Annotated in this window: 25 protein-coding genes and 1 pseudogene; 13 read left to right on the top strand and 13 right to left on the bottom strand. The window is 73.5% G+C overall.

Translation table 11 applies throughout. The annotated features are described in order from the left end of the window. Positions 1-70: 70 nt before the first annotated feature. Positions 71-769 (top strand): copper homeostasis protein CutC, encoded by a 699-nt coding sequence (locus tag ACIP4Y_RS19690; protein ID WP_401394879.1) that lies wholly within the window; start codon positions 71-73, stop codon positions 767-769. On the opposite strand, the gene ACIP4Y_RS19685 is transcribed toward ACIP4Y_RS19690, so the two are convergent. Together ACIP4Y_RS19685 and ACIP4Y_RS19680 are read right to left on the bottom strand one after the other, a co-directional pair. After that, the gene (locus tag ACIP4Y_RS19685; protein ID WP_401394876.1) at positions 766-1,476 is read right to left on the bottom strand and encodes a hypothetical protein; all 711 of its coding nucleotides are present in this window, start codon (positions 1,474-1,476) and stop codon (positions 766-768) included. The genes ACIP4Y_RS19690 and ACIP4Y_RS19685 overlap by 4 nt on opposite strands. Positions 1,477-1,518: 42 nt before the next feature. After that, positions 1,519-3,573: a HelD family protein gene (locus tag ACIP4Y_RS19680; protein ID WP_401394874.1), complete on the bottom strand. Its 2,055-nt coding sequence runs from the start codon at positions 3,571-3,573 to the stop codon at positions 1,519-1,521. 165 nt (positions 3,574-3,738) lie between these two features. On the opposite strand from ACIP4Y_RS19680, the gene ACIP4Y_RS19675 reads away from it, so the two are divergent. The 3 genes from ACIP4Y_RS19675 to ACIP4Y_RS19665 are packed head-to-tail and all read left to right on the top strand — an operon-like array spanning position 3,739 to position 5,420. Beyond that, positions 3,739-3,921 (top strand): hypothetical protein, encoded by a 183-nt coding sequence (locus tag ACIP4Y_RS19675; protein WP_401394871.1) that lies wholly within the window; start codon positions 3,739-3,741, stop codon positions 3,919-3,921. Positions 3,922-3,954: 33 nt separating this feature from the next. Continuing rightward, complete coding sequence (locus ACIP4Y_RS19670; protein ID WP_401395209.1) at positions 3,955-5,127, top strand: glycosyltransferase 87 family protein; 1,173 nt, start codon at positions 3,955-3,957, stop codon at positions 5,125-5,127. Further along, positions 5,091-5,420 carry a hypothetical protein gene (locus ACIP4Y_RS19665; protein ID WP_401394868.1) on the top strand — a complete coding sequence of 110 codons (330 nt, stop codon included), beginning with the start codon at positions 5,091-5,093 and terminating at the stop codon, positions 5,418-5,420. Before ACIP4Y_RS19670 ends, ACIP4Y_RS19665 begins: the two co-directional genes overlap by 37 nt. Here the strand turns inward: ACIP4Y_RS19665 and ACIP4Y_RS19660 are convergent. Next, positions 5,417-7,321: an NAD-binding lipoprotein gene (locus tag ACIP4Y_RS19660; RefSeq protein WP_401394865.1), complete on the bottom strand. Its 1,905-nt coding sequence runs from the start codon at positions 7,319-7,321 to the stop codon at positions 5,417-5,419. The two genes, ACIP4Y_RS19665 and ACIP4Y_RS19660, sit on opposite strands and share 4 nt — an antisense overlap. Positions 7,322-7,552: 231 nt before the next feature. Here ACIP4Y_RS19660 and ACIP4Y_RS19655 point away from each other — a divergent pair, with 231 nt between their 5' ends. Next, complete coding sequence (locus ACIP4Y_RS19655; protein ID WP_401394862.1) at positions 7,553-9,571, top strand: flavin monoamine oxidase family protein; 2,019 nt, start codon at positions 7,553-7,555, stop codon at positions 9,569-9,571. 4 nt (positions 9,572-9,575) lie between these two features. Here ACIP4Y_RS19655 and ACIP4Y_RS19650 read toward each other — a convergent pair whose 3' ends face one another. Further along, the gene (locus ACIP4Y_RS19650; protein WP_401394859.1) at positions 9,576-11,219 is read right to left on the bottom strand and encodes a DNA repair helicase XPB; all 1,644 of its coding nucleotides are present in this window, start codon (positions 11,217-11,219) and stop codon (positions 9,576-9,578) included. Between the two features lie 174 nt (positions 11,220-11,393). Between ACIP4Y_RS19650 and ACIP4Y_RS19645 the strand changes: the two genes are divergently transcribed. Further along, positions 11,394-11,933, top strand: a complete 540-nt coding sequence (locus ACIP4Y_RS19645) for a hypothetical protein (RefSeq protein ID WP_401394857.1) — start codon at positions 11,394-11,396, stop codon at positions 11,931-11,933. A 3-nt stretch (positions 11,934-11,936) separates the two neighbouring features. On the opposite strand, the gene ACIP4Y_RS19640 is transcribed toward ACIP4Y_RS19645, so the two are convergent. Continuing rightward, positions 11,937-14,552: a helicase-associated domain-containing protein gene (locus ACIP4Y_RS19640; protein WP_401394854.1), complete on the bottom strand. Its 2,616-nt coding sequence runs from the start codon at positions 14,550-14,552 to the stop codon at positions 11,937-11,939. Between the two features lie 96 nt (positions 14,553-14,648). Between ACIP4Y_RS19640 and ACIP4Y_RS19635 the strand changes: the two genes are divergently transcribed. Next, positions 14,649-15,632: a hypothetical protein gene (locus tag ACIP4Y_RS19635; protein WP_401394852.1), complete on the top strand. Its 984-nt coding sequence runs from the start codon at positions 14,649-14,651 to the stop codon at positions 15,630-15,632. Here ACIP4Y_RS19635 and ACIP4Y_RS19630 read toward each other — a convergent pair. Next, the gene (locus ACIP4Y_RS19630; RefSeq protein WP_401394849.1) at positions 15,629-15,772 is read right to left on the bottom strand and encodes a hypothetical protein; all 144 of its coding nucleotides are present in this window, start codon (positions 15,770-15,772) and stop codon (positions 15,629-15,631) included. The two genes, ACIP4Y_RS19635 and ACIP4Y_RS19630, sit on opposite strands and share 4 nt — an antisense overlap. Here ACIP4Y_RS19630 and ACIP4Y_RS19625 point away from each other — a divergent pair. Further along, positions 15,762-16,406: an HAD family hydrolase gene (locus ACIP4Y_RS19625; RefSeq protein ID WP_358647542.1), complete on the top strand. Its 645-nt coding sequence runs from the start codon at positions 15,762-15,764 to the stop codon at positions 16,404-16,406. The genes ACIP4Y_RS19630 and ACIP4Y_RS19625 overlap by 11 nt on opposite strands. Here ACIP4Y_RS19625 and ACIP4Y_RS19620 read toward each other — a convergent pair. Next, positions 16,370-16,633, bottom strand: coding sequence for a hypothetical protein (locus ACIP4Y_RS19620; protein WP_401394845.1), 264 nt, complete (start codon positions 16,631-16,633; stop codon positions 16,370-16,372). The genes ACIP4Y_RS19625 and ACIP4Y_RS19620 overlap by 37 nt on opposite strands. 175 nt (positions 16,634-16,808) lie before the next feature. Here ACIP4Y_RS19620 and ACIP4Y_RS19615 point away from each other — a divergent pair, with 175 nt between their 5' ends. Further along, positions 16,809-17,192 (top strand): cold-shock protein, encoded by a 384-nt coding sequence (locus ACIP4Y_RS19615; RefSeq protein ID WP_358647546.1) that lies wholly within the window; start codon positions 16,809-16,811, stop codon positions 17,190-17,192. 32 nt (positions 17,193-17,224) lie between these two features. On the opposite strand, the gene ACIP4Y_RS19610 is transcribed toward ACIP4Y_RS19615, so the two are convergent. The 4 genes from ACIP4Y_RS19610 to ACIP4Y_RS19595 all read right to left on the bottom strand — a co-directional run bounded on the left by ACIP4Y_RS19610 (position 17,225) and on the right by ACIP4Y_RS19595 (position 20,730). Further along, the gene (locus ACIP4Y_RS19610) at positions 17,225-18,082 is read right to left on the bottom strand and encodes a 1,4-dihydroxy-6-naphthoate synthase (protein WP_401394841.1); all 858 of its coding nucleotides are present in this window, start codon (positions 18,080-18,082) and stop codon (positions 17,225-17,227) included. Beyond that, positions 18,072-18,818, bottom strand: a complete 747-nt coding sequence (locus ACIP4Y_RS19605; RefSeq protein ID WP_401394838.1) for a futalosine hydrolase — start codon at positions 18,816-18,818, stop codon at positions 18,072-18,074. Before ACIP4Y_RS19605 ends, ACIP4Y_RS19610 begins: the two co-directional genes overlap by 11 nt. After that, a complete protein-coding gene (locus ACIP4Y_RS19600; RefSeq protein WP_358647552.1) occupies positions 18,791-19,267 on the bottom strand; it encodes a DUF2771 domain-containing protein in 477 nt (158 codons plus the stop codon). Before ACIP4Y_RS19600 ends, ACIP4Y_RS19605 begins: the two co-directional genes overlap by 28 nt. 62 nt (positions 19,268-19,329) lie before the next feature. Then, positions 19,330-20,730, bottom strand: coding sequence for an MFS transporter (locus ACIP4Y_RS19595; protein WP_401394835.1), 1,401 nt, complete (start codon positions 20,728-20,730; stop codon positions 19,330-19,332). 267 nt (positions 20,731-20,997) lie between these two features. On the opposite strand from ACIP4Y_RS19595, the gene ACIP4Y_RS19590 reads away from it, so the two are divergent. Next, a complete protein-coding gene (locus tag ACIP4Y_RS19590) occupies positions 20,998-21,924 on the top strand; it encodes a DUF3027 domain-containing protein (protein WP_401394832.1) in 927 nt (308 codons plus the stop codon). Positions 21,925-22,046: 122 nt separating this feature from the next. Here the strand turns inward: ACIP4Y_RS19590 and ACIP4Y_RS19585 are convergent. Next, a pseudogene (locus tag ACIP4Y_RS19585) lies at positions 22,047-22,340 on the bottom strand (ATP-binding protein); the annotation flags it as partial. A 113-nt stretch (positions 22,341-22,453) separates the two neighbouring features. On the opposite strand from ACIP4Y_RS19585, the gene ACIP4Y_RS19580 reads away from it, so the two are divergent. Next, positions 22,454-23,299, top strand: coding sequence for a helix-turn-helix domain-containing protein (locus ACIP4Y_RS19580; protein WP_401394829.1), 846 nt, complete (start codon positions 22,454-22,456; stop codon positions 23,297-23,299). Continuing rightward, the gene (locus tag ACIP4Y_RS19575; RefSeq protein WP_401394826.1) at positions 23,296-23,535 is read left to right on the top strand and encodes a DUF397 domain-containing protein; all 240 of its coding nucleotides are present in this window, start codon (positions 23,296-23,298) and stop codon (positions 23,533-23,535) included. The genes ACIP4Y_RS19580 and ACIP4Y_RS19575 overlap by 4 nt, the downstream gene beginning before the upstream one ends. Positions 23,536-23,545: 10 nt before the next feature. Here ACIP4Y_RS19575 and ACIP4Y_RS19570 read toward each other — a convergent pair whose 3' ends face one another. Then, complete coding sequence (locus ACIP4Y_RS19570; protein WP_401394823.1) at positions 23,546-25,171, bottom strand: alkaline phosphatase D family protein; 1,626 nt, start codon at positions 25,169-25,171, stop codon at positions 23,546-23,548. A gap of 141 nt (positions 25,172-25,312) precedes the next feature. Here ACIP4Y_RS19570 and ppk2 point away from each other — a divergent pair, with 141 nt between their 5' ends. Beyond that, a complete protein-coding gene (ppk2, locus tag ACIP4Y_RS19565; protein WP_401394820.1) occupies positions 25,313-26,332 on the top strand; it encodes a polyphosphate kinase 2 in 1,020 nt (339 codons plus the stop codon). The last annotated feature ends 15 nt before the right edge of the window (positions 26,333-26,347 follow it).

Here is a 26,347-nt window from a genome sequence, read left to right as displayed (position 1 = left end):
AATTGGACTAGACCTGTAGAGCCGTAGTCCTGTCCTGTGTTCGCCTGTAGACGCCGATGAATGGGGTGCCATGAGCAAGCGTGCAGTCCTGGAGGTGATCGCTCTCGACGTCGAGGACGCGGTCGCCGCCCAGGCCGGAGGCGCGGACCGGCTGGAGCTGGTCACCGAGATGGCGGCCGACGGGCTCACCCCCGCGCCCGCCGTCGTCGCCGCGATCCGCGCCGCCGTCGACATCGACCTGCGCGTGATGCTCCGCCTCGCGGACGGCTTCGCGGCCGGTGACGTGGACCGGCTGGTCGGCGTGGCCGGCGAGCTGCGGCAGGCCGGCGCCGACCAGTTCGTGCTCGGGTTCCTCGCCGCGGACGGCGGTGTCGACCTGGCCGCCGTGGAGCGGGTCGCCGAGGCGCTCGCCGGCTGCCGGTGGACCTTCCACCGGGCGATCGACCGGGCCGCCGACCGCGACGCCCTGCGCAAACAGCTCGCCGACCTGCCCGGCCTGGACACCTACCTCACCGCAGGCTCCGCCTCGGGCGTGGACGACGGCCTGCCCACGCTGCTCGCCGAGGCGGCCCGCGAAGGCGAGCCCGGGTACGAGCAGCAGATCCTGGTCGGCGGCGGACTCCGCCTCGACCACGTGCCCCGGCTCCGGGCCGCCGGCATCCACGCCTTCCACATCGGCGGCGCGGCCCGCCCCGCCGGCTGGCAGGGCCCGGTCTCGGCGGACGCGGTCGCCGAGTGGCGTACGACGCTGGACGGTGCCGCCGGCTAGTTCCTCACCGGGTGCAGGCACAGCGAGAGGTCGCCGTTCCTGCTGTACTCCGGGTACGCGTAGTAGTCGCCGGGCCCGCAGGAGGGGTCGTCCGGCCAGTAGACGCGGAACTCCGCGTCCGGTGAGCCGCAGTCCGCGGGGCGCAGATCCTGCTCGGGCCAGTCCGCGACGTTGCGCGCGCACGAGCCGGGCGTCAGGGTCGGGTGCCCACTCCCGCGGGAGTCGACCGCCATGCCGATGACGAAGAGCACGGGAACGGCGAGGACCAGCCCGGCGAGGGCGAGCAGCGGGACGAGCGCGACCAGGCCCGCAGGTCGCCTCAGCAGCGGGCGGCCGGGGTCCAGCGGCGGGCGCCACGCGGCCGTGGCCGGCGGCGGGAGCTTGCGGATGCGGGACAGCTCACCGAGGTTGAGCAGCAGGACGAACGGGGTGATGAGCATCGACAGCGGACCCCACCATCCCTGGACGAGGGTGTCCGCCTGCATCTTCCGGGCGACGGCCAGCCCGCAGGTGCGGCACAGCACGCCCTGGCGCCGCAGGAACCGCATGACCACCACCATCCCCTGATGCCCGCGCACCGTCACCGGCGCGGCGGGCATCGCCCCGCACACCTCGCACCCGGGGCCGGGCGGCTGCTGGTACGGGTACGGCCCCGGCTGCTGCTGCTGCGGGTACGGGTACTGGTGCGGCGGGTATGGCGTGCTCAACGGCGGCCTTTCCACGGGGACCTGACGGAACGGCACAGCACCCTACTCGGCGAGCTGCGGCGGCAGGGGTGCCGTGTGCGTCACGATCAGGCCCGACACCGCTCGGGTCAGGGTGACGTACAGCCGGCGCAGGCCCGTGCGTTCGTCCGGTTCGCCGTCCACCACCGCCTGCGGCTCGTCGAGGACCACGTAGTCGTACTCCAGGCCCTTGGCGAGGGAGGCCGGGACCAGGGTCAGGCGGGTCTCGCGGGTGGTCTCCTCGCCGGGGGCCAGACAGGGGATGCCGGCCGCCGTGAGGGCCTCGGCGAGGGCGGGCACGCGGGCGTCGGCGGCGATCAGGCCGGTCGAGCCCTCGTTGCGCAGCAGCTCCGCGCACGCGGCGACGACGTCGGCCGTCCCGGTGGCCGTACGGACCTCGAAGAAGCCGGGGTTCTCCCGGACCGAGGCGACCGGGGCGAGGCCGGGTGCGATGTGCGGCAGCAGCCGGGAGGCGTACGCGATGACGTCCGTGGGGACGCGGAACCCGGCCGTCAGCTCCTCGACGACCCCCTCCCGCTTGCCGAGGTGGGTCAGCGCCTCGTCCCAGCTCCGGGTCGCCCACGGGGTCGTGCCCTGCGCGAGGTCGCCCAGGACGGTCGCGCTGGCGGTGGTGCAGCGGCGGCCGACGGCCCGGTACTGCATGGGGGAGAGGTCCTGCGCCTCGTCCAGCACGACGTGGCCCAGCGAGTGCGTGCGCTGGATCAGGTCGGCCGCCTCGTCGATCAGCACGGCGTCCGCCGCCGACCACTTGGCCGACTTCACACTGCGCACCGGCTTGGCCCACAGGATCGTCTTCTGCTCGTCCTCGTCCAGGAGCCCGTCCGCGTGCGCGGCGAGGAACTCCCCGTCGGTCAGCAGCCGCAGCACCAGCTTGGCCGGGTCGACGGCCGGCCAGACCGCCTTCACGGCCGCCTTCACGGCGCTGTTGCGGGCCACCGCGTCCTGCACCCGGTCGTCCGGGGCCTCCCCGGCCCGCTCCATCTGGACCAGCACCGCGTGGGCGATGCGCTGCGGCAGGGCCTCGCGGGCGGCGCCGTAGCGGATGTCCCGGGTCAGCAACTCCCGGACGATCTCCTCCAGTTCGTACGCCGGCACCCGCCAGCGCCGGGAGCCGCGCACGACCACGACCGGCTCGCCGGGCATGCTCACGTGGGAGTACAGGGCCCGCCTGAGGACCTCGGCCATCCGGGCGTCGCCCTTGACGATCGCGGCGGCTGCCTCGTCCGTGCCGCGCACCTCGACCTGCGCGACCAGGTCGTCCACGGTGGCCTGCTGCACGCTCAGCTCGCCGAGCGCGGGCAGCACCTGCTCGATGTAGTGCAGGAACGACCGGTTCGGCCCGATGACCAGGGTGCCGGTGCGGGCCAGCCGCTCCCGGTGGGCGTAGAGGAGGTACGCGACCCGGTGCAGGCCGACGGCGGTCTTCCCGGTGCCGGGGCCGCCCTGCACGCAGACCGTGCCGCCGAGCCCGCTGCGGACGATCTCGTCCTGCTCGGGCTGGATGGTGGCGACGATGTCCCGCATCGGGCCGACGCGCGGCCGTTCGATCTCCTGCTGGAGCAGCTTGCTGGTCGTCGCCGCCTCGGCCGGGTCGGACAGGTGCTCGTCCTCGTACGCCGTGAGGTCGCCGCCGGTGTAGCCGAAGCGGCGGCGCAGCGCGATGTCCATCGGGTCCTTCTTGGAAGCCCGGTAGAACGGCTGCGAGACCGGCGCACGCCAGTCGATGACCATGGGGTCGCCGTCCGCGTCGTGGACGTGCCGCCGCCCGATGTAGAACCGCTCCCCTTCGGCCCCCTCGGCCTGCTGCGCGCCCGGCGCGTGCAGGTAGTCGAGCCGGCCGAAGAACAGCGGGGTGTCGCTCAGGTCGGCCAGTGCCTTGATGCGCTCGTCGATCTGGCGGGCGAGCACCTCGGCGTTGACCCAGTTCGCGGTGACGTCCCTGATGTCCAGGGCTTCCACGTCCTCCCGCATGGCGCGCAGGGCGGCACGGGAGGCGGCGAGGTGGGAGCGCTCTCGGGCGAGCGGGTCGTCGAGCGGGGCGTGGGCGGGCGTGGACAAGGGGGTGCCTCCGGTGGGCCTGCTGCGTGGGCGACGACGATGCCGTCCGGTTTCCGGCCGGACGGCGGCACTCCGTGAGGGAGGCGGGCAAGGGCGGAGATTTTAGAGGGGGCCGCGGCACCGGTCCAATGGATTTCCGCCCCGGAGCGGTTCCACCATGGAGACATGAGCGCAGCAGCCATCACCCCGGCGCCGTTGCGGCCACCCTCCGGCGCCACCGCCGTCGAGGGCACCCATCACCACCGCCTGGGCAATGCCCTGCGGGCCGTGAAGGTGTTCGCGGAGGCGGCCTTCCGCGTCCTGATCCTCGGTGAGTACGGCGAGGAAGCGGGCATACGTCGTAAGTAGCGACATAGGGTCACGTGCGTGCGCAAACGGACGGTGACGCCCTGCCTGCCTGCCCTGCTCCTGCTCGCCCTCTCCCTCGCCTCGTTCGCCGCGCTGTGTGCCCTGCGCGGCGCACCCATGGCCGATCTCCTCGTCTACCGGGCCGAGGGCGCGGCCGTCGCCCACGGCACCGACCTGTACGGCTTCACCGTCACCCGGTGGCGGCTCCCGGCGACCTACCCGCCCTTCGCGGCGGTCCTGTTCGTCCCGGCGGCCTGGCTCCCCGTACCGGCCCTGAAGGCGGCCGTCCTGGCGGGCAACGTCCTCCTGCTCGCCACGTTCGTCGCCCTCTCCGCCCGCATGGTGTCCCGCCGGCTGCCTCCGGCCCTGCTCTGCACGGCCACCGCCCTCGCCCTCTGGCTCGAACCGGTCTTCCAGACGCTCCTGTACGGCCAGATCAACCTGGCCGTCACCTGCCTGACCCTGTGGGACCTGACCCGGCCCCCGGGCGCCCGCGCCAGGGGCCTCGCCCTCGGCATCGCGGCCGGCATCAAGCTCACGCCGGCCGTGTTCGTGGTCTATCTGCTCCTGCGGGGCCGGAACCGGCAGGCGGCGACGGCAGCGGCGGCCTGTGCGGGGTCGGCCGCGCTCGGTGCCGTCCTGCTCCCGTCGGCGAGCGCCGACTTCTGGACCCGGCGGCTGTGGGAGACCGGCCGGGTGGGCAAGGCGTGGATCGTGGACAACCAGTCCCTGCGGGGGCTGGTCGCGCGGATCCTGGGCGACCCCGCGCCCGGCCTCGCCTGGGCGCTGCCGGCGGCGGCGGTCACGGTGGCGGGCCTGGTGCTGGCGGCCCGCGCCCGGCGGGACAGCCACGGCGTCCTGCTGACCGCGTTCACCGCCCTGCTGGTCTGCCCGATCAGCTGGACCCACCACTGGGTGTGGTGCGTGCCGCTGCTCGCCGTGCTGCTGGCGGAGGGGTGCACCCGTACGGCCGCACTGGTGGCCCTCGTCTTCACCGCCCGGACGATGTGGCTGGTGCCCCACGAGGGGGACCTGGACCTGGAACTTCCGTGGTGGCAGCAGCCGTTGGCAGCCGCTTACCCGGTCCTGGTGCTCGGGCTGCTCATCTCGTATGACAGCATGATCAGCCGTTGTCCAACCCTTTCGACCGAGCAAACGGGGACATTGACATGGCTTTCACGAAGCTTCCGCTCCGCAAGGCGGTGAGCGGTCTGACCGCCGCCACCGCCCTCGCCCTCGGCGCCACCCTCATGACCGCTCCCGGCGCCTCGGCCGTCGGCTCCTCCGCCTGCACCAAGAACATCAAGGACCGGACCCTTCAGGTCGTGCAGTGGGACCACGCCGACATGTACACCAGCCCCAGCTTCAAGTCCAAGGTGAAGAAGTCCGTCTTCGCGGGCAGCAGCGTGCGCGTCTACTGCACCGCGAAGGGCGGCGACTGGTACTACGGCAAGTCCGGCAAGACCAAGGGCTGGATGGAGTACCACGCGTTCTTCTAGGCCGGACCCCGGCCGTCGCCGGCGATGACGACGACCTCGTCACCGGTGGTCCAGCGCCGGCGGCCGGACTTGGGCGGGTTGACCCGCAGCCCGTAGCCGGGGGCGCGGCCGGCCTCGGTGTGGCTGCGGTACCCGATGGCGCACTCGCCCCGGTCGCGGGCCGCGGCGACGACCGTGGCGAAGGACGCCTCGTGGCCGGTCAGGACGTAGTCGGCGGCCGGCCGCAGATGGATCTGGGTGCCACCGGCCGAGAACAGCTCGTCGAACACCGCCGCCAAGTGCCGGTTCTGGGAGATCTGCGCCATCAGCAGTCCGATGAGCTTGCCGCTGATGATCACGTCGGCTCCGGGGCCGAGCGGTGCGAGGGGCCGGTTGCCGTCGTCGGTCAGTTCGGTGACCACCGGCAGCTCCCGGCCGGTCCGCTGCTCGAGGTGGCGCAGCACGAGCAGGGTGACGAGCGTGCGGGTGTCCGGCTCCTCCGGGGCCTCACCGGGCCGTGGCTCCCGACCGAGCACGATGACGCTGTCGTAGGAGGCGAGGTCCAGGTCGGACAGGGTCTCCGGCCGGGTGGTGTCGCCCCTGCGGGGCACGCAGGTCCACTCGGCGCCGCCGGCGTCGCAGGCGGCTCGCACCGTGGCCTCGTCCTCGTCCGACACCACGTCGGCGACGGATCCCGGGGGTGCGTTGCGGCCCCATTCCCGCAGCACGAGCGGCGCCCGGCGATTCCAGCCCAGCAACAGCACGCGCTCCGGCCGCGTGTCCGGCGGCCGGGGGCTCGCCATGAGCTGCTCCTCGACGAACCGCGCGCAGTCGGCGAGCTCCGCGGTGTCGTCGTCGGCGGCGATGACGACGAGCTGGTCGTCCGGCTCGATCACCGTCCGCGGGGGCGGGTTCAGCCACGGCACACCGGCACGGATCAGCCCGACCGCGCTCGCGTTGCCGTAGGCCAGCAGCGCGTCACCGAAGTCCCGGCCGACCAGCGACGGGTGTGAGGCCGGGTAGAACTCGTCCCCGGCGAAGTCGAGCAGCTCGCGGTGGACGAGGGAAAGGCCCGGGCGGCGCGCCGCCTGGGCGATGAGCCGGGCGGTGACCGTGTCGCTCTCCACGACGACCCCGCGGGATCCCGCGGCCAGGCGGGCCGCGAGCAGGTAGCGGCTGTCCCGGACCGCGGCCACGACGGGCGCGGTGGCTTCGTCCCCGGATGCCGTCGCCCGCAGGGCCAGCAGGGCCTTGACCACGTCCGCGTCGCTGCGCGACTCGTCGGGCGGGAGCACGATCACCGAGTCGGCCGTGGCCGGACTGGTCAGGGCCAGGACGGCCGGATCCGCCGACGGACCGCTGCGGCAGATCAGCCGGGTCCGGCCGGTGGGGCCCACCTTGCTGTACAGGGCCTCCTCCATGGCCGTCTTGTCCCGGTCGGCCAGGACCGCCACGGCCGAACCCCGCTGGTTGGCGCCCGCCGCGACCAGCTCGCTCACCACCGTGAACACCTGCTCCGACCAGCCCAGCACCACCACGTGGCCGCGCTCCACCAGCGTGGAGCGGCCGCGCCGCAGGGCGATGAGCCGCTCGGTCAGCCCGGTCGTGATGAGACCGACGAGGGTCGAGACGTACACCAGGGCGACCAGGGCCAGCAGCACCGACAGCACCACCCGCACCGGGGTACCGGTGGTGCCGCCCAGCCGCAGCGTCTCCCCGGTCAGGCGCCAGACCGCCGCCAGTCTCCCGGTGAGGGTGGCGGGGGCGTGCCCGCTCGTCCACACCAGCACCGCGCTCGCGGGTACGACGACGGCCAGGCAGACCGCCACCAGCCAGCCCACCAGGGCCGAGGTCCCGCGCGCCAGGGTCGTGTCGAACCAGTACCGCGCTCGGGCACCCGCCCCGGGACCCCGCTGTTCCACCGTGTTCCCCCTCCGCACGCAGGCCTGTAGGGGGCAGTGTCCTGACCCGGCGCCCCGCGCCGCGCGGCACGGCGCACGATTCATCCCTTCGCCGTAACCGGATGCAGGGAACCGCCCCGTCGTGCCCCCGCGCACCCGGGCCCTACGGGTTTGGACTGCGGCCTTCCCTCGTCCGTGGCAATCCGCCGCAACCCGGCGCGCACCGGCTCGGGGTGCCAGTAGAAGTTCGCCATGACCGAAGATCACCAGGCGGACGCCGGCAACGGCTGCCTCACCAGGCGTACGCTCACGACCGCCGCGGGCACGACCGCCGTGGCCACCCTCCTCAGCGCGGGCAGCGCGGCGGCCCTGCCCGCCCAGGCGCCTCCTCGGACTCCCGCCCCGGCGGCCCCCGCCAGGCCGCGCGGCGCGGACTTCGACCGCTGCCTCGCCGTCGCCCGGGCCCTGCTGGTCGTCGATTCCGGCGACCGGCACCTCGTCCCCGGCTACCAGCGCGTGCTCAGGGACGGTCTCCCGCGAGCGCGGGCGGGCGGGCCCAAGAGCGTCCTCGTCGTCGGGGCGGGCCCGGCCGGCCTCGTCACGGCATGGCTGCTGCGGCGGGCCGGACACCGTGTGACCGTCCTGGAGGCCAACGGCAACCGGGCGGGCGGGCGCATCAAGACGTTCCGCCGCGGCGGCCACGAGAAGGCGGCGCAGCCCTTCGCCGACCCCCGCCAGTACGCCGAGGCCGGTGCGATGCGGCTGCCCGGCAGCCATCCGCTGGTGATGGATCTCATCGACCAACTGGGCCTGCGGAAACGGCCGTTCCACTACGTCGACGTCGACGCGGAGGGACGCCCCGCCGCCCACACCTGGATCCACGTCAACGGCGTCCGCATGCGACGCGCCGACTACGCCCGCGCGCCCCGGCGTATCAACCGCTCCTTCGGCGTCCCGCGCGCCCACTGGGACACGCCGGCCGCGGCCATCCTGCGCTCGGTGCTCGATCCGGTGCGCGACGAGTTCAGCACGGTCGGTCCCGACGGCAAGCGGATCGACAAGCCGCTGCCCGAGCGGGTCCGCGGCTGGGCCAGGGTGATCCAGCGCTTCGGCGACTGGTCGATGTTCCGCTTCCTGACCGAGCACGCGGGCCTGGACGAGCGGACGGTCGACCTCATCGGCACCATCGAGAACCTCACTTCACGGCTGCCCCTGTCCTTCGTCCACAGCTTCATCGGCTCCTCCCTGATCAGCCCGGACACCGCGTTCTGGGAGCTGGAGGGCGGCACGGCCGTCCTGCCGGACGCCCTGCTGGCCAGGGTCCGCGACGCCGTGCGGTTCGACCGGCGGGTCACGCGGATCGAGTACTACGACCCCGACCGCGCCGGCGGAGACACGCAGCACGTCCACGCCAAGGGGCCCCGGGTGTGGGTGGACACCGTCTCTGAGGGGCGCGCGGGCCCGGTCGTGCGGGAGCAGTTCACCGCCGACGCGGCCGTGGTGACCGTGCCCTTCTCCGGCCTGCGCCATGTGCAGGTCAGCCCGCCGATGTCGTACGCCAAACGGCGGGCGATCACCGAACTGCACTACGACTGCGCGACCAAGGTGCTGCTGGAGTTCAGCCGCCGCTGGTGGGAGTTCGACGAGTCCGACTGGAAGCGGGAGCTGCACCGCATCGACCCCGGTCTCTACGACGCCTACCGCACCGGACGGACCCCCGACGACGGCCGCCTGCTCGGCGCCCACCCGTCCGTGCCGCCCGGCCACATCACCCCCGCCCAGCGCATCCACTACGCCGCCAACCGTGCCGTCGCCCGCGACCAGCCGGAAGCGGCCGGCGTCATCGGCGGCGGCTCGGTGTCGGACAACGCCAACCGCTTCATGTACCACCCGTCCCACCCGGTCCCGGGCAGCCCGGGCGGGGTGGTCCTGGCCTCCTACAGCTGGGCGGACGACGCCCTGCGCTGGGACTCCCTCGACGACGACGCCCGCTATCCGCACGCCCTGTGCGGCCTGCAGGAGGTCTACGGCCGGCGGATCGAGGTCTTCTACACCGGCGCCGGCCGCACCCAGAGCTGGCTGCGCGACCCCTACGCCTACGGCGAGGCGTCCGTCCTCCTGCCCGGCCAGCACACGGAACTGCTCCCGTCCATTCCGACGCCCGAGGGGCCCCTGCACTTCGCGGGCGACCACACCTCCGTCAAACCGGCGTGGATCGAGGGCGCGCTGGAGTCCGCCGTGCGCGCCGCCCTGGAGGTCCACACGGCGTGACGAACTAGCTGTCGGCCAGGATCTCGTCCGCGTCCACGATCCGGTAGGCGTACCCCTGCTCGGCCAGGAAGCGCTGCCGGTGGGCGGCGAAGTCCTGGTCGATGGTGTCGCGGGCGACGACCGAGTAGAAGTGGGCCTGGTGGCCGTCGGCCTTGGGGCGCAGTACCCGGCCGAGCCGCTGGGCCTCCTCCTGCCGGGAGCCGAAGGTGCCGGAGACCTGGACGGCGACCGTGGCCTCGGGCAGGTCGATGGAGAAGTTGGCGACCTTCGACACCACCAGCACGCTGATCTCGCCCTCGCGGAACGCGTCGAAGAGCTTCTCGCGCTGCGCGTTGGAGGTCTCGCCCTTGATCACCGGGGCGTTCAGGTGCTCGCCCAGCTCGTCCAGCTGGTCGATGTACTGGCCGATGACGAGGATCTGCTGCCCGGCGAACCGGCGGACGATCGCCTCGGTGACCTTGCGCTTGGTCTCGGTGGTCGCGCAGAACCGGTACTTCTCCTCCGTCTCGGCGGTGGCGTACGCCAGCCGCTCGGAGTCGGTGAGGTTGACCCGGACCTCGACGCAGTCGGCCGGCGCGATGTAGCCCTGCGCCTCGATCTCCTTCCACGGCGCGTCGAACCGCTTGGGCCCGATGAGGGAGAACACGTCCGACTCCCGGCCGTCCTCGCGCACGAGGGTGGCCGTGAGCCCCAGCCGGCGCCGCGCCTGGAGGTCGGCGGTGAACTTGAACACCGGCGCGGGCAGCAGGTGCACCTCGTCGTAGAGGATCAGCCCCCAGTCCCGGGAGTCGAACAGCTCCAGGTGCGGGTAGACGCCCTTCCGCTTGGTCGTCAGCACCTGGTAGGTGGCGATGGTGACCGGGCGGATCTCCTTCTTCGTGCCGCTGTACTCGCCGATCTCGTCCTCGGTCAGCGAGGTCCGCTTCACCAGCTCGTGCTTCCACTGCCGGGCGGAGACGGTGTTGGTGACCAGGATCAGCGTGGTCGATTTCGCCTGGGCCATGGCCCCGGCCCCGACCAGCGTCTTCCCGGCGCCGCAGGGCAGCACGACGACCCCGCTGCCGCCGTGCCAGAAGTTCTCCACGGCCTGCTTCTGGTACGGGCGCAGCGCCCAGCCGTCCTCCAGCAGCTCGATCGGGTGCGCCTCACCGTCGACGTACCCGGCGAGGTCCTCGGCCGGCCAGCCCAGCTTGAGCAGCGTCTGCTTGATCTGGCCCCGCTCGGAGGGGTGCACGGCCACGGTGTCCGGGTCGATCCGGGTACCGACCAGCGGGGCGATGCGCTTGGACTTCAGGACCTCCTCCAGCACCGGCCGGTCGGTGGTGGTGAGGACGAGTCCGTGCGCGGGGTGCTTGGACAGGGTGAGGCGGCCGTAGCGGTCCATCGTCTCGGCGATGTCCACGAGCAGCGCGTGCGGCACGGGGTAGCGGCTGTACTGGACGAGGGCGTCCACGACCTGCTCGGCGTCGTGCCCGGCGGCGCGCGCGTTCCACAGGCCGAGCGGGGTGACACGGTAGGTGTGGATGTGCTCGGGTGCCCGCTCCAGTTCGGCGAAGGGCGCGATGGCCCGCCGGCAGTCGTCGGCCCGCTCGTGGTCGACTTCGAGGAGCAGGGTCTTGTCGGACTGGACGATCAGCGGACCATTCACGCGCGGCACACCCTTCCATAACGGCCAAACGTCCAGTGTGCCTCATGCGGCCGGAGCGCTCCACGGCCGCAAGATCGACGGCGGCACCGGACGCCGTGTGCAACCCCCTCGCCCCGCCGCGAGTCCTCACACACGGGAGGCGGCGCGGGCGCGCGGCCGGGTGAGGAGTTCAGGATGTCGGCACGCAGATGGGCCGTCGGCACCGGAGCCGTGGTGGTACTGGCGGCCACCGGCACCTGGGCGATGCGGCCGGGGGCCGTCGACACACGGCTGTGGGACGAGGTGCGGCCGGTCATCGAGGCCCGGCTCGCGGCGGAGAGCCACGGCACCGGCTACGGCGAGGACGTGCCGGGGCTGCAGGCGCGCTGGTTCTGCCGGGCCGAGGCGCTCGACCTGGCGGAGCGCGGCGACGAGGTGCGCGCGGGCCTCGACACGCTGTGCCTGGAGTACGGGGTGCGCGGCGGCGGCCTGGTGGAGTGCGGCGGCGGACGGGGCCCGCAGGTGGTGCGGCTGGAGCGGGACCCGCACGGCGGTTACCGGGTGGTCTCGCGCGAGGCGCCGCCGGACGGCGCCGGGAACGGGGACTGGACCCAGGCCCACTTCGGCTTCTTCGCCCGTGCCGCCCTGGACGACACGATGTCGTCCGACCCGCTGCAGAGCGCGGCCCGCGCCCACTTCGGCCTGCCCGCGGACGCGCCGGTCGGCGACTGCTGAAACTCAGTCGTCCGCCAGCTCCGCGACCCCGGTGATCCGGTGCAGCGGGTAGGTGCGCACCTCGTCCGCCGTGTGGTCGTACCCCGTCACGAAGCCGCCCTCCACCCGGATCGGGGCGATGACCCGCTGGCTGGCGGCGCCGTCGGCGTTGACGTAGCCGATCCACACCGAGTCGCCGGTCAGGACGGCGGCCTGCATGGTGGCCAGGGTGTCGGCGGCGGAGGTGCGGGGCAGCTCGCCGCCCGTCAGGGGCTCGCCGACGGCCTTGCGCGGGGCGGTGGCGGCCAGGTCACCGGCCCGGATCGCGCGGATCGCCGCCGCGAGCAGCGTGGTGTCGGGCGGCGGCGGGCCGTCCGGCACCGGCTCGGGCGCGGTGCGCGGCGGGGTGCGGTGGGCGTGCGCCCGGGTGATCAGGACATCGCCCTCGGCGGACTCGGCGGCGGGCGCGTACCCCATCGCACGCAGCCCCTCCAGCAGCGTCGCCGGGTCGGACTGCGTGGCCAGCACGGTCGGCGCGAGGCGGCGCAGGCGCAGGGCGGCGGCCCGCTTGTCCGCGAGGATCTCGTTCAGCAGCGCGTCGTCGTCGCACCGGACGTACGCCGAGGCCGCGCCGACCCGCAGGTGGCCGTGCCGGCGGGCCACGTCGTCGATCAGGTAGGCGAGCGGCTGCGGCACCGGGGTGCGGGAGTGCTCGGCGAGGAAGGCGTGCAGGTCGGCGGCGGTCCGGCCGGCGTCCAGGGCGCGGCGGACGGAGGCCGGCGTGAACCGGTACACGGTCGCGCCGCCCTTGGACTCCACGTCCGCGAGCACCCCGAGCACGTCCGCGAGCGGTCGCCGCAGCGGACCGGGCGCCACCGCCGTCAGGTCGGCCTGGAGCAGGACGTGGTCCAGCGGCTCCGGCAGCAGCGGGGCGAGCAGCCGGGCCGCGGCGGCGCCCGCGACGGCCTGGTCGGCCGGGGAGAGGGGTCCGAGCCGGTCGGACGAACGGTGATGGTGCACCGGAAGTTTGTCCCCGGGCCCGGCGGGCTCGGACAGGCCGGCTGCCGGGGTGCCCGGAGCGGGTGCGCCGCCTGCGGGTTCGGTGGCACGGGCAGCGGGGTCACCGGCGTTCCCGGCCGGCCCCCCGGCCGGTGGCGCGCCCAGCAGCGCGCGGCCGTGCGCCGACAGGGCGCCCCGCCCGGTCACGCCCAGCAGCTCCGCCTCCGACAGCGTCCAGCGGGCGAGCCGGGTGCGCAGGTCGTCCTCGCCGCTGTCGTTCCGGGCACCGCGCAGCGGGCGCTCCCAGCGCAGCCGGGCCAGCACCGACTCGGTGTCCGGGGCCGCGCCCCGCGGCAGTCCGGCGAGCAGGGACAGCACCCGGTGCCGTACCTCCGGCGCGGCGGACCGGTCGAGGCCCGGGCCGAGCGCCGACAGGGTCCGGTCCTTCGCGTCCCGCCCGCCGACCAGCCCCGGCGTCCGGGTGGCCGTCAGCCACGCCTGGGCGATCCGGGCCCAGCGCTCGGCCGGGGGCTGCTCCAGCCACTCGTCGTAGGCCGGGGTGGCCGCGTACCGCTCGTCGGCCTCGCCGTCGGAGGCGATCAGACCGGCCGCGTAGGCCAGCTCGGTCCAGAAGGCGGCGACCGGCTCGGACACGTCCAGCGCCACGGCGGTCCGCTTCAGGTCGCGGACGCTCAGCCCGCCCGCCCGCAGCACGGCCGGGCCGCCCTCGTCCCAGTCCTTCAGCAGCTCCTCCACGGTGGCCAGCGCGGTGTACGCCTGCCCGGCCGCGGTGGCGTCCACCACCTGGGGGCTGTGCGTCGCGGCCGGCGCCACGGCGGGCGGCAGCGGCTCCGGCACCCGGTGGGCGCGGCCCTCCCGCAGGTGCAGGGCGACCTCGCGGGGCAGGACGACCGTCCCGGGCGCGGTCGGCAGCAGCAGGCCGCGGTCCAGCAGCCAGCGCAGATGCGCCGCCGGATCCGCCGTGACCTGCCCGTACGGCGGCCCCCACGCCAGCCGGGACAGCACCTCGCGCGCCGCCTCCGGGGCCCCGGCGAGCAGCTTCGCCATCTTCTTGCGGTGGGTGAACAGCCCGGTCAGCGCGGTCACGGCGGACACCGAGTCGTGCGTCGACGGCAGCCCGGCCGCCGTCACGATCTCCTGTATCCGCCCCGGCGACATGCCCGAGGTGGCCTCCTGCACGGTCGGCCCGAGACCGGTCGGCGACGGGTGCTGCGGGGAGGGCGCGAGCAGCTCGCGGGCGGTCCGCACCAGCCGCAGCCGGTCGTCCCCGCCCCACACCAGCGCCTGTTCGCGCAGGGTGCCGAGGGCCCGCGGCAGCGCGCCGGCCACCGTCTCGTGCCCGGCGTCCCCCGCCATCAGCCCGAGCAGCGTGTCGTACGACGCCGGGTCCGGGGCCACGGCCAGCGCCTCCGCCGTCTGCAACGCGAACCGGTCCAGCCGCTCCAGCGCGCGCAGCACCGAGGCTCGGGTGCCGGCGCGGGTGGCGAGCTGGGTGAGATCGGTGGGGACGGGGGTGATGAGGTCGGGGCGGCTGCGCAGCAGCGCGGCCAGGGACGTGTCGTCCCGCGCGCGGAGCGCCTCCGCGAGGGACCGAGGGGCTGAGTGGGCCTCGGGGCTCATCCGGCCAACGTTAGCGGACTTCCCCGTGCCGGGGGCGTCCGCGGGAAGCGGTACCGTCCTCACCGGGTATCAGTCGGCGCACCCCGGAGGGGTTCCGTGGGGATCGAGAGCGACCAGGTCGTCTACGAGTATCTGAGCCGGGTCGGGGACATCGCTCAGCAGCGGCAGCTGCCGTCCGCGACACGGATGCGGCTCGTGTCGGAACTGCGCAACGAGATCGACCGGCACCGGGCGCAGACGACGGTGGACTCGCCCGCCGCCGTCCGCCGCATCCTGGACCGCCTGGGCACCCCGGACGAGGTGGTCTCCGCGGCCGGCGGCACCGGCGGCGGCCCGCAGCCGCCCCCCGCCGCCGTACCGGCGCAGCCGTCCTCCCGGGAGCGTGCGCCGGAGCCGGCGGAGCGGCAGCGGCCCAAGGGGCTGCGCCGGGTCGTACCGCGCCCGCGCCCCGCCGAGCCCGGGCCGCCCGCCCCGCGCGACACCGCGGCCCCGCCGCACCTCGCCCCCGCCCACGAACTCGGGGACGGCACGGCACCGCCCGACTGGTGGCGGACCGGCAGCCCCCTGGGCGACACCGACCCGGTGCCGGGGTTCGTCGGCGGTGTGGAGATCCCGGAACTGCTCAAGCGCCCCCCGCAGGCGGCTCCCGCCGAGAAGACCGAGGCTGCGGTGGAGCCCGCCGCGCCCGCGCCGGAAGCCGCGCCCGCCCGGCGCCGCCGCCTGCTGCCCGCCCCCGCCACCGGCTGGTCCAACCCCCTGCTGCTGCTGGCCGCCGGCGCTTTGGTCGCCGGGGCCGTGCTCGGCAACTGGTTCGCGCTGCTCCTGGGCTGGGCGATCGCCTACGGCTCGCGTCGGCTGACGGCCGCGGAGACCAAGTGGGCGGTGATGGTCCTGCCGGGCACGGCGGTCGCGGCCGGTCTGGTGTGGCTGTGGGGCCGCAGTGAGGGCCGCTGGGGTGAACCGATCGCCCGGGGCCACATGAACGACGCGGTCGGCGAGACCTGGCCGTGGGTGGTCAGGGGAGCAGCGGTCGCCTCGGCCCTGTTCCTCCTCTGGCGCTCCCAGAGAAAGGCCGGCTAGTCGCCGCGGGGGTCACGGCCGTGGTCCGGCTGCGGGCGCGACCAGCCGACCAGCACCCGCACCCGGCACACCACAGCCGCCCCCACGGCGCAGTCCCGCCCGGCCGAACCGCCGGAGGTACCCGGCACAATGTCCCGCATGGCCTCCTCGCTGACCGTCGGGTTCGACCTCGACATGACCCTCATCGACTCCCGGCCGGGCATCCGTGCGTGCTACACGGCGCTGGCCGAGCGGACGGGTACGTTCATCGACGCCGACCTGGCGGTGACCCGGCTGGGCCCCCCGCTCGCGGAGGAGCTGATCAACTGGTTCCCGGCCGAGGACGTGCCGGCGATGGCCGATCTGTACCGGCAGATGTACCCCTCGATAGCCATCGCCGCGACGCCCGCGATGGCCGGCGCCCGGGAGGCGATCGACGCGGTGCGGGCGGCCGGCGGCCGGACGATGGTGGTGACGGCGAAGTACGAGCCGAACGCCAAGCTGCACCTGGAACACCTCGGCATCGAGCCGGACGTGGTCGTCGGCGACCTGTGGGCCGAGCAGAAGGCGGCGGCGCTGCGCGAGTACGGCGCCGGCGTGTACGTCGGCGATCACGTCGGGGACGTCCGCGGAGCCCGCGCGGCAGGTGCGTTTTCGGTCGCCGTGGCGACCGGCCCGTGCCCGGCCGACGAGCTGCGGGAGGCCGGCGCGGACGTCGTGCTGGGCGCCCTGTCCGACTTCCCCGAGTGGCTCACCGGCTACCGGGAGGCGCCCGGCGCCGCCTTCCTCGCCTGACGCCGTGCGGCGGCGACGGACCGCAGGACACCGGCGCCGGCCACCAGGAATCCGACGGCCATGAGCATGCTCAGACCGAACATGTAGGTCGGAAAAGGCTTCGCTCCGAGGAACAGCGGGGCCACCGTGACGAGGGTGGCCACGGCACCGATGAAGAACACGACGGCACCGGCGCGGATCAGTCGGTCACCGGGCGCGGCGGAATTCGTTTGGGTTTTGTCACGCACCGGACCAGGGTAGTTCCCTGCGCGAGAGAACAACCGGGGGACGTCTTGTCACCCGCCCGAAGACCATTAGCCTTGGTAGCGCTTGGTAGCGGCGGGTCATGGTCGACCCGCTCTAGTGCTATCAAGAGCCGTTTCCGAAGTAGTTTTCCCAACGAGTACGAGGACGAGGACAGACGTGCCTACCGGCAAGGTCAAGTGGTTCAACAGCGAGAAGGGCTTCGGCTTTCTCTCCCGCGACGACGGCGGTGACGTCTTCGTCCATTCCTCGGTTCTCCCCGCCGGAGTCGATTCGCTCAAGCCGGGACAGCGCGTGGAGTTCGGTGTCGTCGCCGGTCAGCGCGGTGACCAGGCCCTTTCGGTGATCGTGCTCGACCCGACCCCGTCGGTCGCCGCCGCCACCCGCAAGAAGCCGGACGAGCTGGCCTCGATCGTGCAGGATTTGACGACCCTTCTCGAGAACATCACGCCGATGCTGGAGAAGGGCCGTTACCCGGAGAAGGCGTCCGGCAAGAAGATCGCCGGCCTGCTCCGCGCGGTCGCCGACCAACTGGACGTATAGAACCGCCGGACGTCCGAAACCGGCGGAACCCGTCAGGGAAACGCGAGCGCATCCGGGCCGAGGGGCGGTACGAGCCCCTCGGCCGCCGCACGGGTGAGCAGCCCGCGTACGGCCGCGTAGCCGTCCTCGCCGAGGTCGGCGGTGAACTCGTTGACGTACAGCCCGATGTGCTGGTCGGCGACGGCCGGGTCCATCTCCTGGGCGTGCGCCATGACGTACGGTCGGGAGACCTCCGGATCGTCCCAGGCGGCCCGTACGGAGGCCCGGACGGACTCGGCGAGCCGGCCGAGCGTCTCGGCGCCCAGCGACCGCTTGGCGATGATCGCGCCCAGCGGGATCGGCAGCCCGGTGGTCAGCTCCCAGTGCTCGCCCATGTCGGCGAGCTTGTGCAGACCGTAGTTCTGGTAGGTGAACCGGGCCTCGTGGATGACCAGGCCCGCGTCCACCTTGCCGTCCCGCACGGCCGGCATGATCTCGTGGAACGGCATGACCACGATCTCGCCGACCCCGCCCGGAAGCGTGTCGGCGGCCCACAGGCGGAACAGCAGGTAGGCGGTCGACTTCTCGCTCGGCACCGCGACCGTACGGCCCGTCAGATCGACCCCGGCCTCCCGGGTCAGCACCAGCGGCCCGCAGCCCCGCCCCAGCGCCCCGCCGCACGGCAGCAGCGCGTACGCGTCGAGGACGTACGGCAGGACGGCGTACGACACCTTCAGCACGTCCGACTCGCCGCGCTCCGCCATGCCGTTGGTGATGTCGATGTCGGCGAAGGTCACGTCCAGCGCGGGGGCGCCGGGGACGCGGCCGTGCGCGAGGGCGTCGAAGACGAAGGTGTCGTTCGGGCAGGGGGAGTAGACGATCCGCAGGGACTGCTGCTGCTCACTGGTCATGCGTGTTCCAACTCTCCCATGCGGGCGCGAGCTTCCCGAAGCCTTCGGTGAGGGCGGCGAGGGCGTCCCCGATGCGCCAGGCGGCGCGGTCCCGGGGGCCCACCGGGTTGGAGACCGCGCGGATCTCCAGCACGGGCACACCGTGCGCGGCGGCCGCCTCCGCCACCCCGAAACCCTCCATGCCCTCGGCGAGCGCGCCCGGGTGCCGGGCGCGCAGGGCGGCGGCGCGGGCGGCGGTGCCGGTCACCGTGGAGACGGTCAGGATCGTGCCGGTACGGGCGCCGGTGGCCTCGGACACGACTCGTACGAGTGATTCCGGCGGACGGTGGGTGACGGTCCCGAAGCCGAGTTCGGTGACCGGGAGGAAGCCGTCGGCGGTCTCCGCGCCCAGGTCGGCCGCGGTGATCGCGTCGGCGACGACGAGGGAGCCGACGGGCGCCTCCGGCAGGAAGCCGCCGCCGATCCCGGCCGAGACGACCAGGCGGTAGGGGCGGCCGGCCAGCGCGGCGGCGGTGAGGGCGCCGGCGGTGGTGGCGGCGGCGAGCGCCGGGCCGACACCGGCGGCGAGCAGGTCGAGGCCCGCGGCCGTACGGCGCAGGGACCCGCCCGGCAGCCGTGTCTCCTCGGCGGCCGGGGGCAGCGCCCCTGCCACCGCGTCCCGTTCGACGGGGACCGCGGTGGCGACGAGGACCGGGAAGGAGATCGTGCTCAGGCCTTCTTCAGCTTGAAGGTCCACAGGCCCTTCCTGGACTTGTCCTCGCCCATCTGGACCGCGAGCGTGTTGGTCTCGCCCTGCGTGCCGTACTGGGCGGCGAAGAACACGCTGCTCGGGATCGTGCGGTACGACAGATTGCTGATGTCGCCGGCCGGGCGGCCGTTGATCAGCAGGATCCAGCCCGCGTCGGCGATCTTGGGGTCGACGCCGATGCGGACGGTCTGGTCCTGGCCGACCTTGATCGACTTGGCGTCGCGGGCCTTCTTGGAGCACTTCTTGAGCGACTCGGCGTCCAGCGGCTTGCCGTCGTTGTAGCAGAGGGCCTCGGAATTGACCGAGTCCCGGCCGACGGTGATCGTCGCGACGGGTGTCGGCTTGTCACAGGCCGACAGGACGAGCAGTCCGGCGGAAACGGCACCGGCAACGGCGACGGCGCGGCGGCGTCGCACAACGGATTGCAGCGTGGTCATGCCCGAAGGCTATCGGGCCCCCGCAGCCGTCCGCCCACGTGGGGTGCGGCGTGCCCGGTTCGTTACGCCACCTGCGGCCGGGCCCGGCCGCCCTGCCGGGCGGAGGCGAGCAGGCCCTTCAGCGTGCCCAGCCAGCCGACGGCCACGAACGCGGCGCCGACCATCAGTCCGACCGTGCCGTTGAGCGGCATCACGATGCCGACCGCGCCGCCGAACACCCACGCCATCTGCAACAGCGTCTCCGAGCGGGCGAACGCCGAGGTGCGCACCAGTTCCGGCACGTCCCGCTGGATCAGCGCGTCCAGCGCCAGCTTGGCCAGCGCCTGCGCGAACCCGGCGACCGCGGCCAGACAGGCCACCAGGAACGCGCCGAAGAACACGGCGGCCACGATCGCGGCACCCAGGACGACCGCGACGACGGCCACGATGATGATCTCCGGGGCGCGGGACCGCAGCCAGGCCCCCACCGCCGTGCCCAGGGCGTTGCCGGCGCCTGCCGAGACGCCCACTATCCCGAGCGACACCGCCGCGCTCTCCCCGGTCAGCGGGTGCTCGCGCAGCAGGAAGGCGAGGAAGAAGATCAGGAAGCCGGACAGGCAGCGCAGGGCGGCGTTGGCGCCGAGCGCGTGTGTGACGGCCGGCCCGACCGTCCGCAGCCCCGGCCGTTTCCCCTGCCCCCGGTGCGGCCCGCGCAGATGCTGCTCGTCGGCCGCGAGCAGCGCGATGCCCTCGCCCTTCGCCGAGTCCACCGTGGGCGGCAGGGTGAACGACAGAAACGTACCGGCAGCGAAGATCACGAAGGCGCCGTACAGCGGCCAGGGATCGCCGAGCGCGTGCAGCCCCGCCCCGACCGGCGCGGCGGCACCGGTGGCCAGCAGCCCGGCGAGCGTGACCCGGGAGTTGGCCTTCACCAGCGAGAACCCCGGCGGCAGCAACCGCGGTACGACGGCACTGCGCACCACGCCGTACGCCTTCGACGCCACCAGCACGCCCAGCGCGGCCGGATACAGCTCCAGGCTGCCGCTCGCCACCGCCCCCGAGATGACCAGCGCGAGCAGCGCCCGCGCCAGCATCGCCCCGGCCATCGCGGCCCGCCGCCCGTGCGGCAGCCGGTCCAGCAGGGGGCCGATGACGGGGGCGAGGACGGCGAACGGGGCCATCGTGATGGCGAGGTACAGGGCGACCCGCCCGCGCGCCTCGTCCGTCGGCACCGAGAAGAACACCGTGGACGCCAGCGCCACCGTGACCATGACGTCCCCGGCGCCGTTCACCGCGTGCAGCTCGATCAGCTTGCCCAGGCCCGACTCTCCCGCGCCGTGCGCGTGCGTCACCCTGCGGATGCCCCGCGCCGCGCCCGTGACCGGACGCTGCAGGGCACGGCCGACCGCGCGGACGGCACCGCCCACCCGGCCCGAACCGCCGCCCCGACCACTCGCCCTGTCCGCGGCTGCCACGACGTTCATAGTGCCCCGAGATGCCGCCGGATAGTGCGGACACGGCCCGCGTGGCGGCGTACGGCCCCGGTCGGCCCAGGCAGGGGGGCGGGTGGGAAAATCCACGAATCCTGTCCGGTGTAGCGTGCCTATCTCAGCCATAACGCAGAATGGATGGCAGAGGTGCGCCCAGGCGCGCGGATGCAGACGTCGATGCGGTCCCCAGGTCCGCTCCGTCGGCGAAACCGCCGGAGGCAGCCGCACTCGACGAGACGGCGTAGGAGAGAAGCGATACCTGTGAGCGCAGCGACCACGCGAAGCCGCACCCCCGACCGCTTGTGCGCCGAGGCCGTCGACCTCGCCCGCGCCGCCGCCGAGGAGGCCGCCGCCCCCGGCGTGGTCGGCGAGCACGCCGGCGTGGTTTCCGAGGGCGACCGCGTGGTCACGCACTTCTTCGAGTGCAAGGAACCGGGCTACCGGGGCTGGCGCTGGGCGGTGACGGTGGCCCGAGCATCCCGCGCCAAGATCGTCACCCTGGACGAGGTCGTGCTGCTGCCCGGCCCCGACGCCCTGCTCGCCCCCGAGTGGGTCCCGTGGAGCGAGCGCCTGCGCCCCGGCGACCTCGGTCCGGGCGACCTGCTCCCCACCGACCAGGACGACCTGCGCCTGGAACCCGGCTACACGGGCGAGGAGGAGCCGCCGCCGAACTCGCTGGTCTCCGAGGAGATGCGGGAACTGGCGGAGGCCGAGGACGCCGACGTCACCCCGGGCGCGCCCGCCGTCCAGCCGACGATCCCCTCGCGCGGCTCCATCGCGTCCGTGGCCGAGGAGCTGGGTCTGCGCCGCGCGCGCGTCCTGTCCCGCTACGGCCTGCACACCGCCGCGGACCGCTGGGAGGAGGCCTTCGGCCCCAAGACCGCGATGGCCCAGGCGGCCCCCGCCTCCTGTGTGAGCTGCGGCTTCCTCGCCCGCATCGGCGGCTCCCTCGGCCAGGCCTTCGGCGTCTGCGCCAACGAGTTCTCGCCGGCGGACGGCCGCGTGGTCTCGCTGGCCTACGGCTGCGGCGGCCACTCGGAGGCGGCGGTCATGCCCAAGCCCCCGCAGCCCGCCCCGCCCGTCATCGACGAGACTCGCGTCGACCCCTTCCCGCTCCGCCCGGCCCGCGACTCGGGCTCGGTCCCCGAGACCGGCGACGACGAGACCGCGGAACTCGGCCACTCCTGAGCCTTCACGCGCACCTCGGCCCACACCGTCTTGCGCGGTGAGGGCCCGGGCGCCGTACCCCAGCGCTCCGCCAGGGCGTCCACGAGCAGCAGCCCCCGCCCGCCGTCGGCGTCCGGCGCGGGCTGGAGAGCCTGCGGAATGCGGTCACCGCGCGTGTCGGTCACCTCGATACGGAGCGTGTCACCGACCGCGTACATCATCAGCCGGAAGTCCCGCCCGGCCACGCGGCCGTGCGTGGCCGCGTTCGCCGCCAGCTCGGCCACGATCAGCTCCGCCGGTTCCAGCGGGAGTCCCCAGGAGCGGAGTTGCTCCCTGGCGAGCAGCCGGGCCAGCCGGGCGCCTCGGGGTGTGGGGGAGAGGCGGACCGCGAGGTGCGGGATGGGGGTGGAGATGTGGGTGGAGATTTCCTGGTTCACATCACCCAGAGTGGCGGTGGCTGCTACCTGTGGATAGTGACGGAGGGGTTGCGTAGGGTCACTGTCCGTCGCTTGTCCTGTGGTGTCCGGACCTGTCGACAAGGGGATGCGGTGTGAGTGAGGAAGAGGAGCCGGGGTGGGAGGTCGAACCCGATGACGAGTGGGGCGTGGCCGTCATCGCCACGGTGGGCCGCCAGCTGAGGCTGCGCCGCGAGGCGTTGGGCATGCGCGCGGCCGAGTTCGCCAGCACGGTCGGGTACAGCGAGGACATGGTCTACAAGATCGAGTCCGGCAAGCGGATCCCGAGACCGGAGTACCTCGACAAGGCGGACAAGATCCTCGACGCGGGCGGGTTGCTGTCCGCGATGAAGGAGGACGTGGAGAAGGTCCGGTATCCGAAGAAGGTTCGGGCGCTGGCGGAGGTGGAGGCCAAGGCGGTCGAGCTAGGGGTGTACGTCTGCAGCAGCATCCATGGTCTGTTGCAGACACCGGAGCACGCACGGGCGCTGCTGCAGTCCTGGCAGCCCGCCTACGCGCCGAAGGATCTGGAACGCAGGGTGGCTGCCCGCATGGCTCGACAGTCGATCTTCGAGCGGACGCCCGCTCCCTCCCTGAGTTTCGTCCTGGAAGAGGCGACTCTGCGCCGCAAGGTTGGGGGCACAATGGTGCGGCAACAGCAGTTCGAACGCCTGCTGGAGATTGGGCGGTTGAGCAACGTCACGCTCCAGGTCATGCCGTTGGACAGCCCGCCGCATCCCGGCATGAGTGGAAGGATCGAGTTGCTCAAGTTCGAGGACGGCACGGCTGTCGGCCGTTCCGATGGTGCATTCAACGGCCGCACGGTCTCCAACCTCCGGGATCTACGCGTCCTTGAGCTGCGGTATGGCACCATCCGGGCGCAGGCTCTTCGCCCCGAAGAGTCGCTGGCCCTCGTTGAGCACCTGCTGGGAGAGACATGATCCGCTGGTTCAAGAGCAGCTACAGCGACGGCCCCGACGGCGACTCTTGCGTGGAAGTGGGCCTGAACTGGTTCAAGAGCAGCTACAGCAGCAGCAGCGAAGGCGACTCGTGCATCGAGGTGGCCCCCACCCCTTCCACCATCCACATCCGTGACTCCAAGCAGGACAACGGCCCCCTCCTCGCCGTCGCCCCCTCCACCTGGACGGAGTTCGTCTCCTACGCCGCCCGGGGCTGAACGCGTTGAACTAGTCGGTGAGGCTCGCCTCGTGGACCGTGTGCAGCCTCGCCTCCTTGCCGGTGCGTTCCAGGCGCAGGTGGGCCGAGCGGCCGTTCAGCGTCAGGGTCATGAGCTGGTTGCCGAACCACGGCCCGCCCCGCTTGCGCCACCGCACCGGCGGCTTGGGGCTGCGGCCGTGCCGGGCGAGCAGGCGGCCCAGGAAGCGGGCCGGCGCGCTCCAGCCGACGCGGAAGCCGATCCGCATCGCCAGCGGCACGGAGTTGTGCACGGGTGAGCAGGTGAGCTGGACGACGGGGATGCCGACGTCGCCGGACCGCCAGGTCGCCTCCGCTATGTAGCCGTGGTGCACGTCCCCGGACAGCACGCACACGCTCGCCGGGGCGCCCGGCGCCGCCGCGGCCTCGGCGATGAGGCCGGCGAGGTCGGCGAAGGAGCGGGGGAAGGCCGCCCAGTGCTCCAGGTCGGCCCCGCGGCGCAGCCACTCGCCGAAGCGGGCCCAGCGGTCGCCGCGTTCCCCGGCGCACAGGGCGGCGTCCCAGCCCTCGGTGTCGTGCACCAGGTGCGGCAGCAGCCAGGGCAGGGAGGTGCCGATCAGGAGGTGGTCGTAGGCCCCCTCGTCGCCCAGGACCTGCTTGCGCAGCCAGTCGGCCTCGCCCGCGTCGAGCATGGCGCGCCGGCCCTCCTCCAGGACCCGCGCGGCCCGGGAGTCGACCATCACCACCCGGACCCGGCCGAAGTCGCGCCGGTAGCTGAAGCGGACCGTTGCTGAGTCGGCGTCGGCCTGTTCGGCGAGGGCGCGGAGCGCGGGCGTGCCGTCGGGCGTGGCGCGTACGGCGGCCCAGGTGGCGTCGTCGGCCAGTTCGGCGGGGGAGAGGTTGCCCAGGTGCTGGTGGACCCAGTAGGACATCAGGCCGCTCAGCAGCCGCTCCTGCCACCAGTCCGTGGTGCGCATGTCGGCGAGCCAGGCGGCGGAGGTGTTCCAGTCGTCCACGATGTCGTGGTCGTCGAAGATCATGAAACTGGGCACGGTGGACAGCAGCCAGCGGACCTCCGGGTCGAGCCAGGATTCGTAGTAGAGGTGGCAGTACTCCTCGTAGTCGGTGACCTGGGCGCCGGGCGGCTGGTCGAGGTCGCGGCGGGCCGCCAGCCGGCGCCGGGTCTCCTCGGAGGTCTCGTCGGCGTAGACCTGGTCGCCCAGGAGCAGCAGGACGTCGGGGCGCTCGGCGCCGGGGTCGGCCGCCAGGCGGGTGGCCAGGGTGTCGAGGGCGTCGGGGCCGACCGGGTCCTTGCCGTCCGCCGGGGGCGCGGCCCAGCGGCACGACCCGAAGGTGACGCGGACGGCGTCGCCGGTGCCCGGGGTGCGGATGACGGAGGGCGGGAAGCGGGAGTCGGGCAGGGGCCACACCGGGGTGTCGTCCAGGAACACCTCGTAGGAGGGTGAGGTGCCCGCTTCCAGGCCGGTCACCGTGACGAGCGCGTAGTGGTGCCCGGCCACCTGGAAGGTGCCGGCCGTGCCGGCCGCGCCGTCGGAGCAGCGCACCTCGACCGTGCAGGGCCGGCTCGTCTCGACCCACACGGTCGCGCAGGAGCCGTCGGTGTACCTCAGCAGCGGTCCCAGGCGCAGTTCGGGCATGTGATCGCCTTCCTGTCTCGCACGGTACGGAGGAACGACCCCAGCGACGGTACAGGCGTCTGGGACCCGGCTGCGCGGGCACGTGTGAGGAGACCGGGGTGCGCCCGGCCCCGGCGAGAGGCGAGGCGGAGAGGCGGTGGCGTGGCCGAGCACGAGCAGGCGACGGAGACGGGGGAGACCCGCGGCACGGTGCGCGAGGACGACCTGCTGCGGGGGTTCGAGGTGGACGACCGGCAGCCGGAGCGGCCGGTGCTGCTGGATGCCGACGGCCGGCCGGTCGCCACCTGGCGGGAGAACCACCCCTACGACCACCGGATCGGCCGGCGCGAGTACGAGCGGACCAAGCGGATCCTGCAGATCGAGCTGCTCAAGCTGCAGCGCTGGGTGAAGGAGACGGGGCAGCGGATCGTCGTGGTGTGCGAGGGGCGGGACGCGGCCGGCAAGGGCGGCACCATAAAGCGGTTCACCGAGCGGCTGAACCCCCGCGGGGCCCGCGTCGTGGCGCTGGACAAGCCGACCGAGCGGGAGGCCGGGCAGTGGTACTTCCAGCGGTACGTGACGCACCTGCCGGCCCGCGGGGAGATGGTCTTCTTCGACCGGTCCTGGTACAACCGGGCCGGAGTCGAGCGGGTCATGGGGTTCTGCTCGGAAGAAGATCACCGGCAGTTCCTGCGGCAGGCGCCGCTGTTCGAGCGGCTGCTCACCGACGACGGCATCCTGCTGGTGAAGTTCTGGTTCTCGGTGTCCCGCGCCGAGCAGCGGACCCGGTTCGCGATCCGCCAGGTCGACCCGGTGCGCCGCTGGAAGCTCTCCCCCACCGACCTGGACTCCCTCGACCGCTGGGACGACTACACCGCGGCCAAGGTCGACATGTTCCGGGCGACCGACACCGCGCACGCGCCCTGGACGGTCGTGAAGAACAACGACAAGCGGCGGGGCCGCCTGGAGGCGATGCGCAGTCTGCTGGACCGTTTCGACTACCCGGCCAAGGACCGCGAGGCGGTCGGCACCCCCGACCCGCTGATCGTCGGTGCGGCGGACACCCTGCTCGAACCGGGTGAGGAACCCACGGACCTGTCGCCGACCCCGCTGGCCGGACCGGGCGGCGGACCCGGCAACCACCCGGACCCCGCGGTGCCGGCCGGCCGCGGCCCCAGGTGAGGAGGGGCACGGACC

It is taken from the genome of Streptomyces sp. NPDC088810, assembly GCF_044750305.1.
Classification (GTDB): Bacteria; Actinomycetota; Actinomycetes; order Streptomycetales; family Streptomycetaceae; genus Streptomyces.
This window is presented reverse-complemented; position numbering and strand designations above follow the sequence as displayed.

Excerpts from the sequence above, each read along its gene's own strand:
- ACIP4Y_RS19675 (WP_401394871.1), top strand. The coding sequence starts at position 3,739 with ATGAGCGCAGCAGCCATCACCCCGGCGCCGTTGCGGCCACCCTCCGGC.
- ACIP4Y_RS19665 (WP_401394868.1), top strand. The coding sequence starts at position 5,091 with ATGGCTTTCACGAAGCTTCCGCTCCGCAAGGCGGTGAGCGGTCTGACC.
- ACIP4Y_RS19600 (WP_358647552.1), bottom strand. The coding sequence starts at position 19,267 with ATGACCACGCTGCAATCCGTTGTGCGACGCCGCCGCGCCGTCGCCGTT.
- ACIP4Y_RS19575 (WP_401394826.1), top strand. The coding sequence starts at position 23,296 with ATGATCCGCTGGTTCAAGAGCAGCTACAGCGACGGCCCCGACGGCGAC.
- ACIP4Y_RS19595 (WP_401394835.1), bottom strand. The coding sequence starts at position 20,730 with ATGAACGTCGTGGCAGCCGCGGACAGGGCGAGTGGTCGGGGCGGCGGT.
- ACIP4Y_RS19630 (WP_401394849.1), bottom strand. The coding sequence starts at position 15,772 with ATGCGGGACATTGTGCCGGGTACCTCCGGCGGTTCGGCCGGGCGGGAC.
- ACIP4Y_RS19690 (WP_401394879.1), top strand. The coding sequence starts at position 71 with ATGAGCAAGCGTGCAGTCCTGGAGGTGATCGCTCTCGACGTCGAGGAC.
- ACIP4Y_RS19570 (WP_401394823.1), bottom strand. The coding sequence starts at position 25,171 with ATGCCCGAACTGCGCCTGGGACCGCTGCTGAGGTACACCGACGGCTCC.
- ACIP4Y_RS19645 (WP_401394857.1), top strand. The coding sequence starts at position 11,394 with ATGTCGGCACGCAGATGGGCCGTCGGCACCGGAGCCGTGGTGGTACTG.
- ACIP4Y_RS19655 (WP_401394862.1), top strand. The coding sequence starts at position 7,553 with ATGACCGAAGATCACCAGGCGGACGCCGGCAACGGCTGCCTCACCAGG.
- ACIP4Y_RS19640 (WP_401394854.1), bottom strand. The coding sequence starts at position 14,552 with ATGAGCCCCGAGGCCCACTCAGCCCCTCGGTCCCTCGCGGAGGCGCTC.
- ACIP4Y_RS19610 (WP_401394841.1), bottom strand. The coding sequence starts at position 18,082 with ATGACCAGTGAGCAGCAGCAGTCCCTGCGGATCGTCTACTCCCCCTGC.
- ACIP4Y_RS19625 (WP_358647542.1), top strand. The coding sequence starts at position 15,762 with ATGTCCCGCATGGCCTCCTCGCTGACCGTCGGGTTCGACCTCGACATG.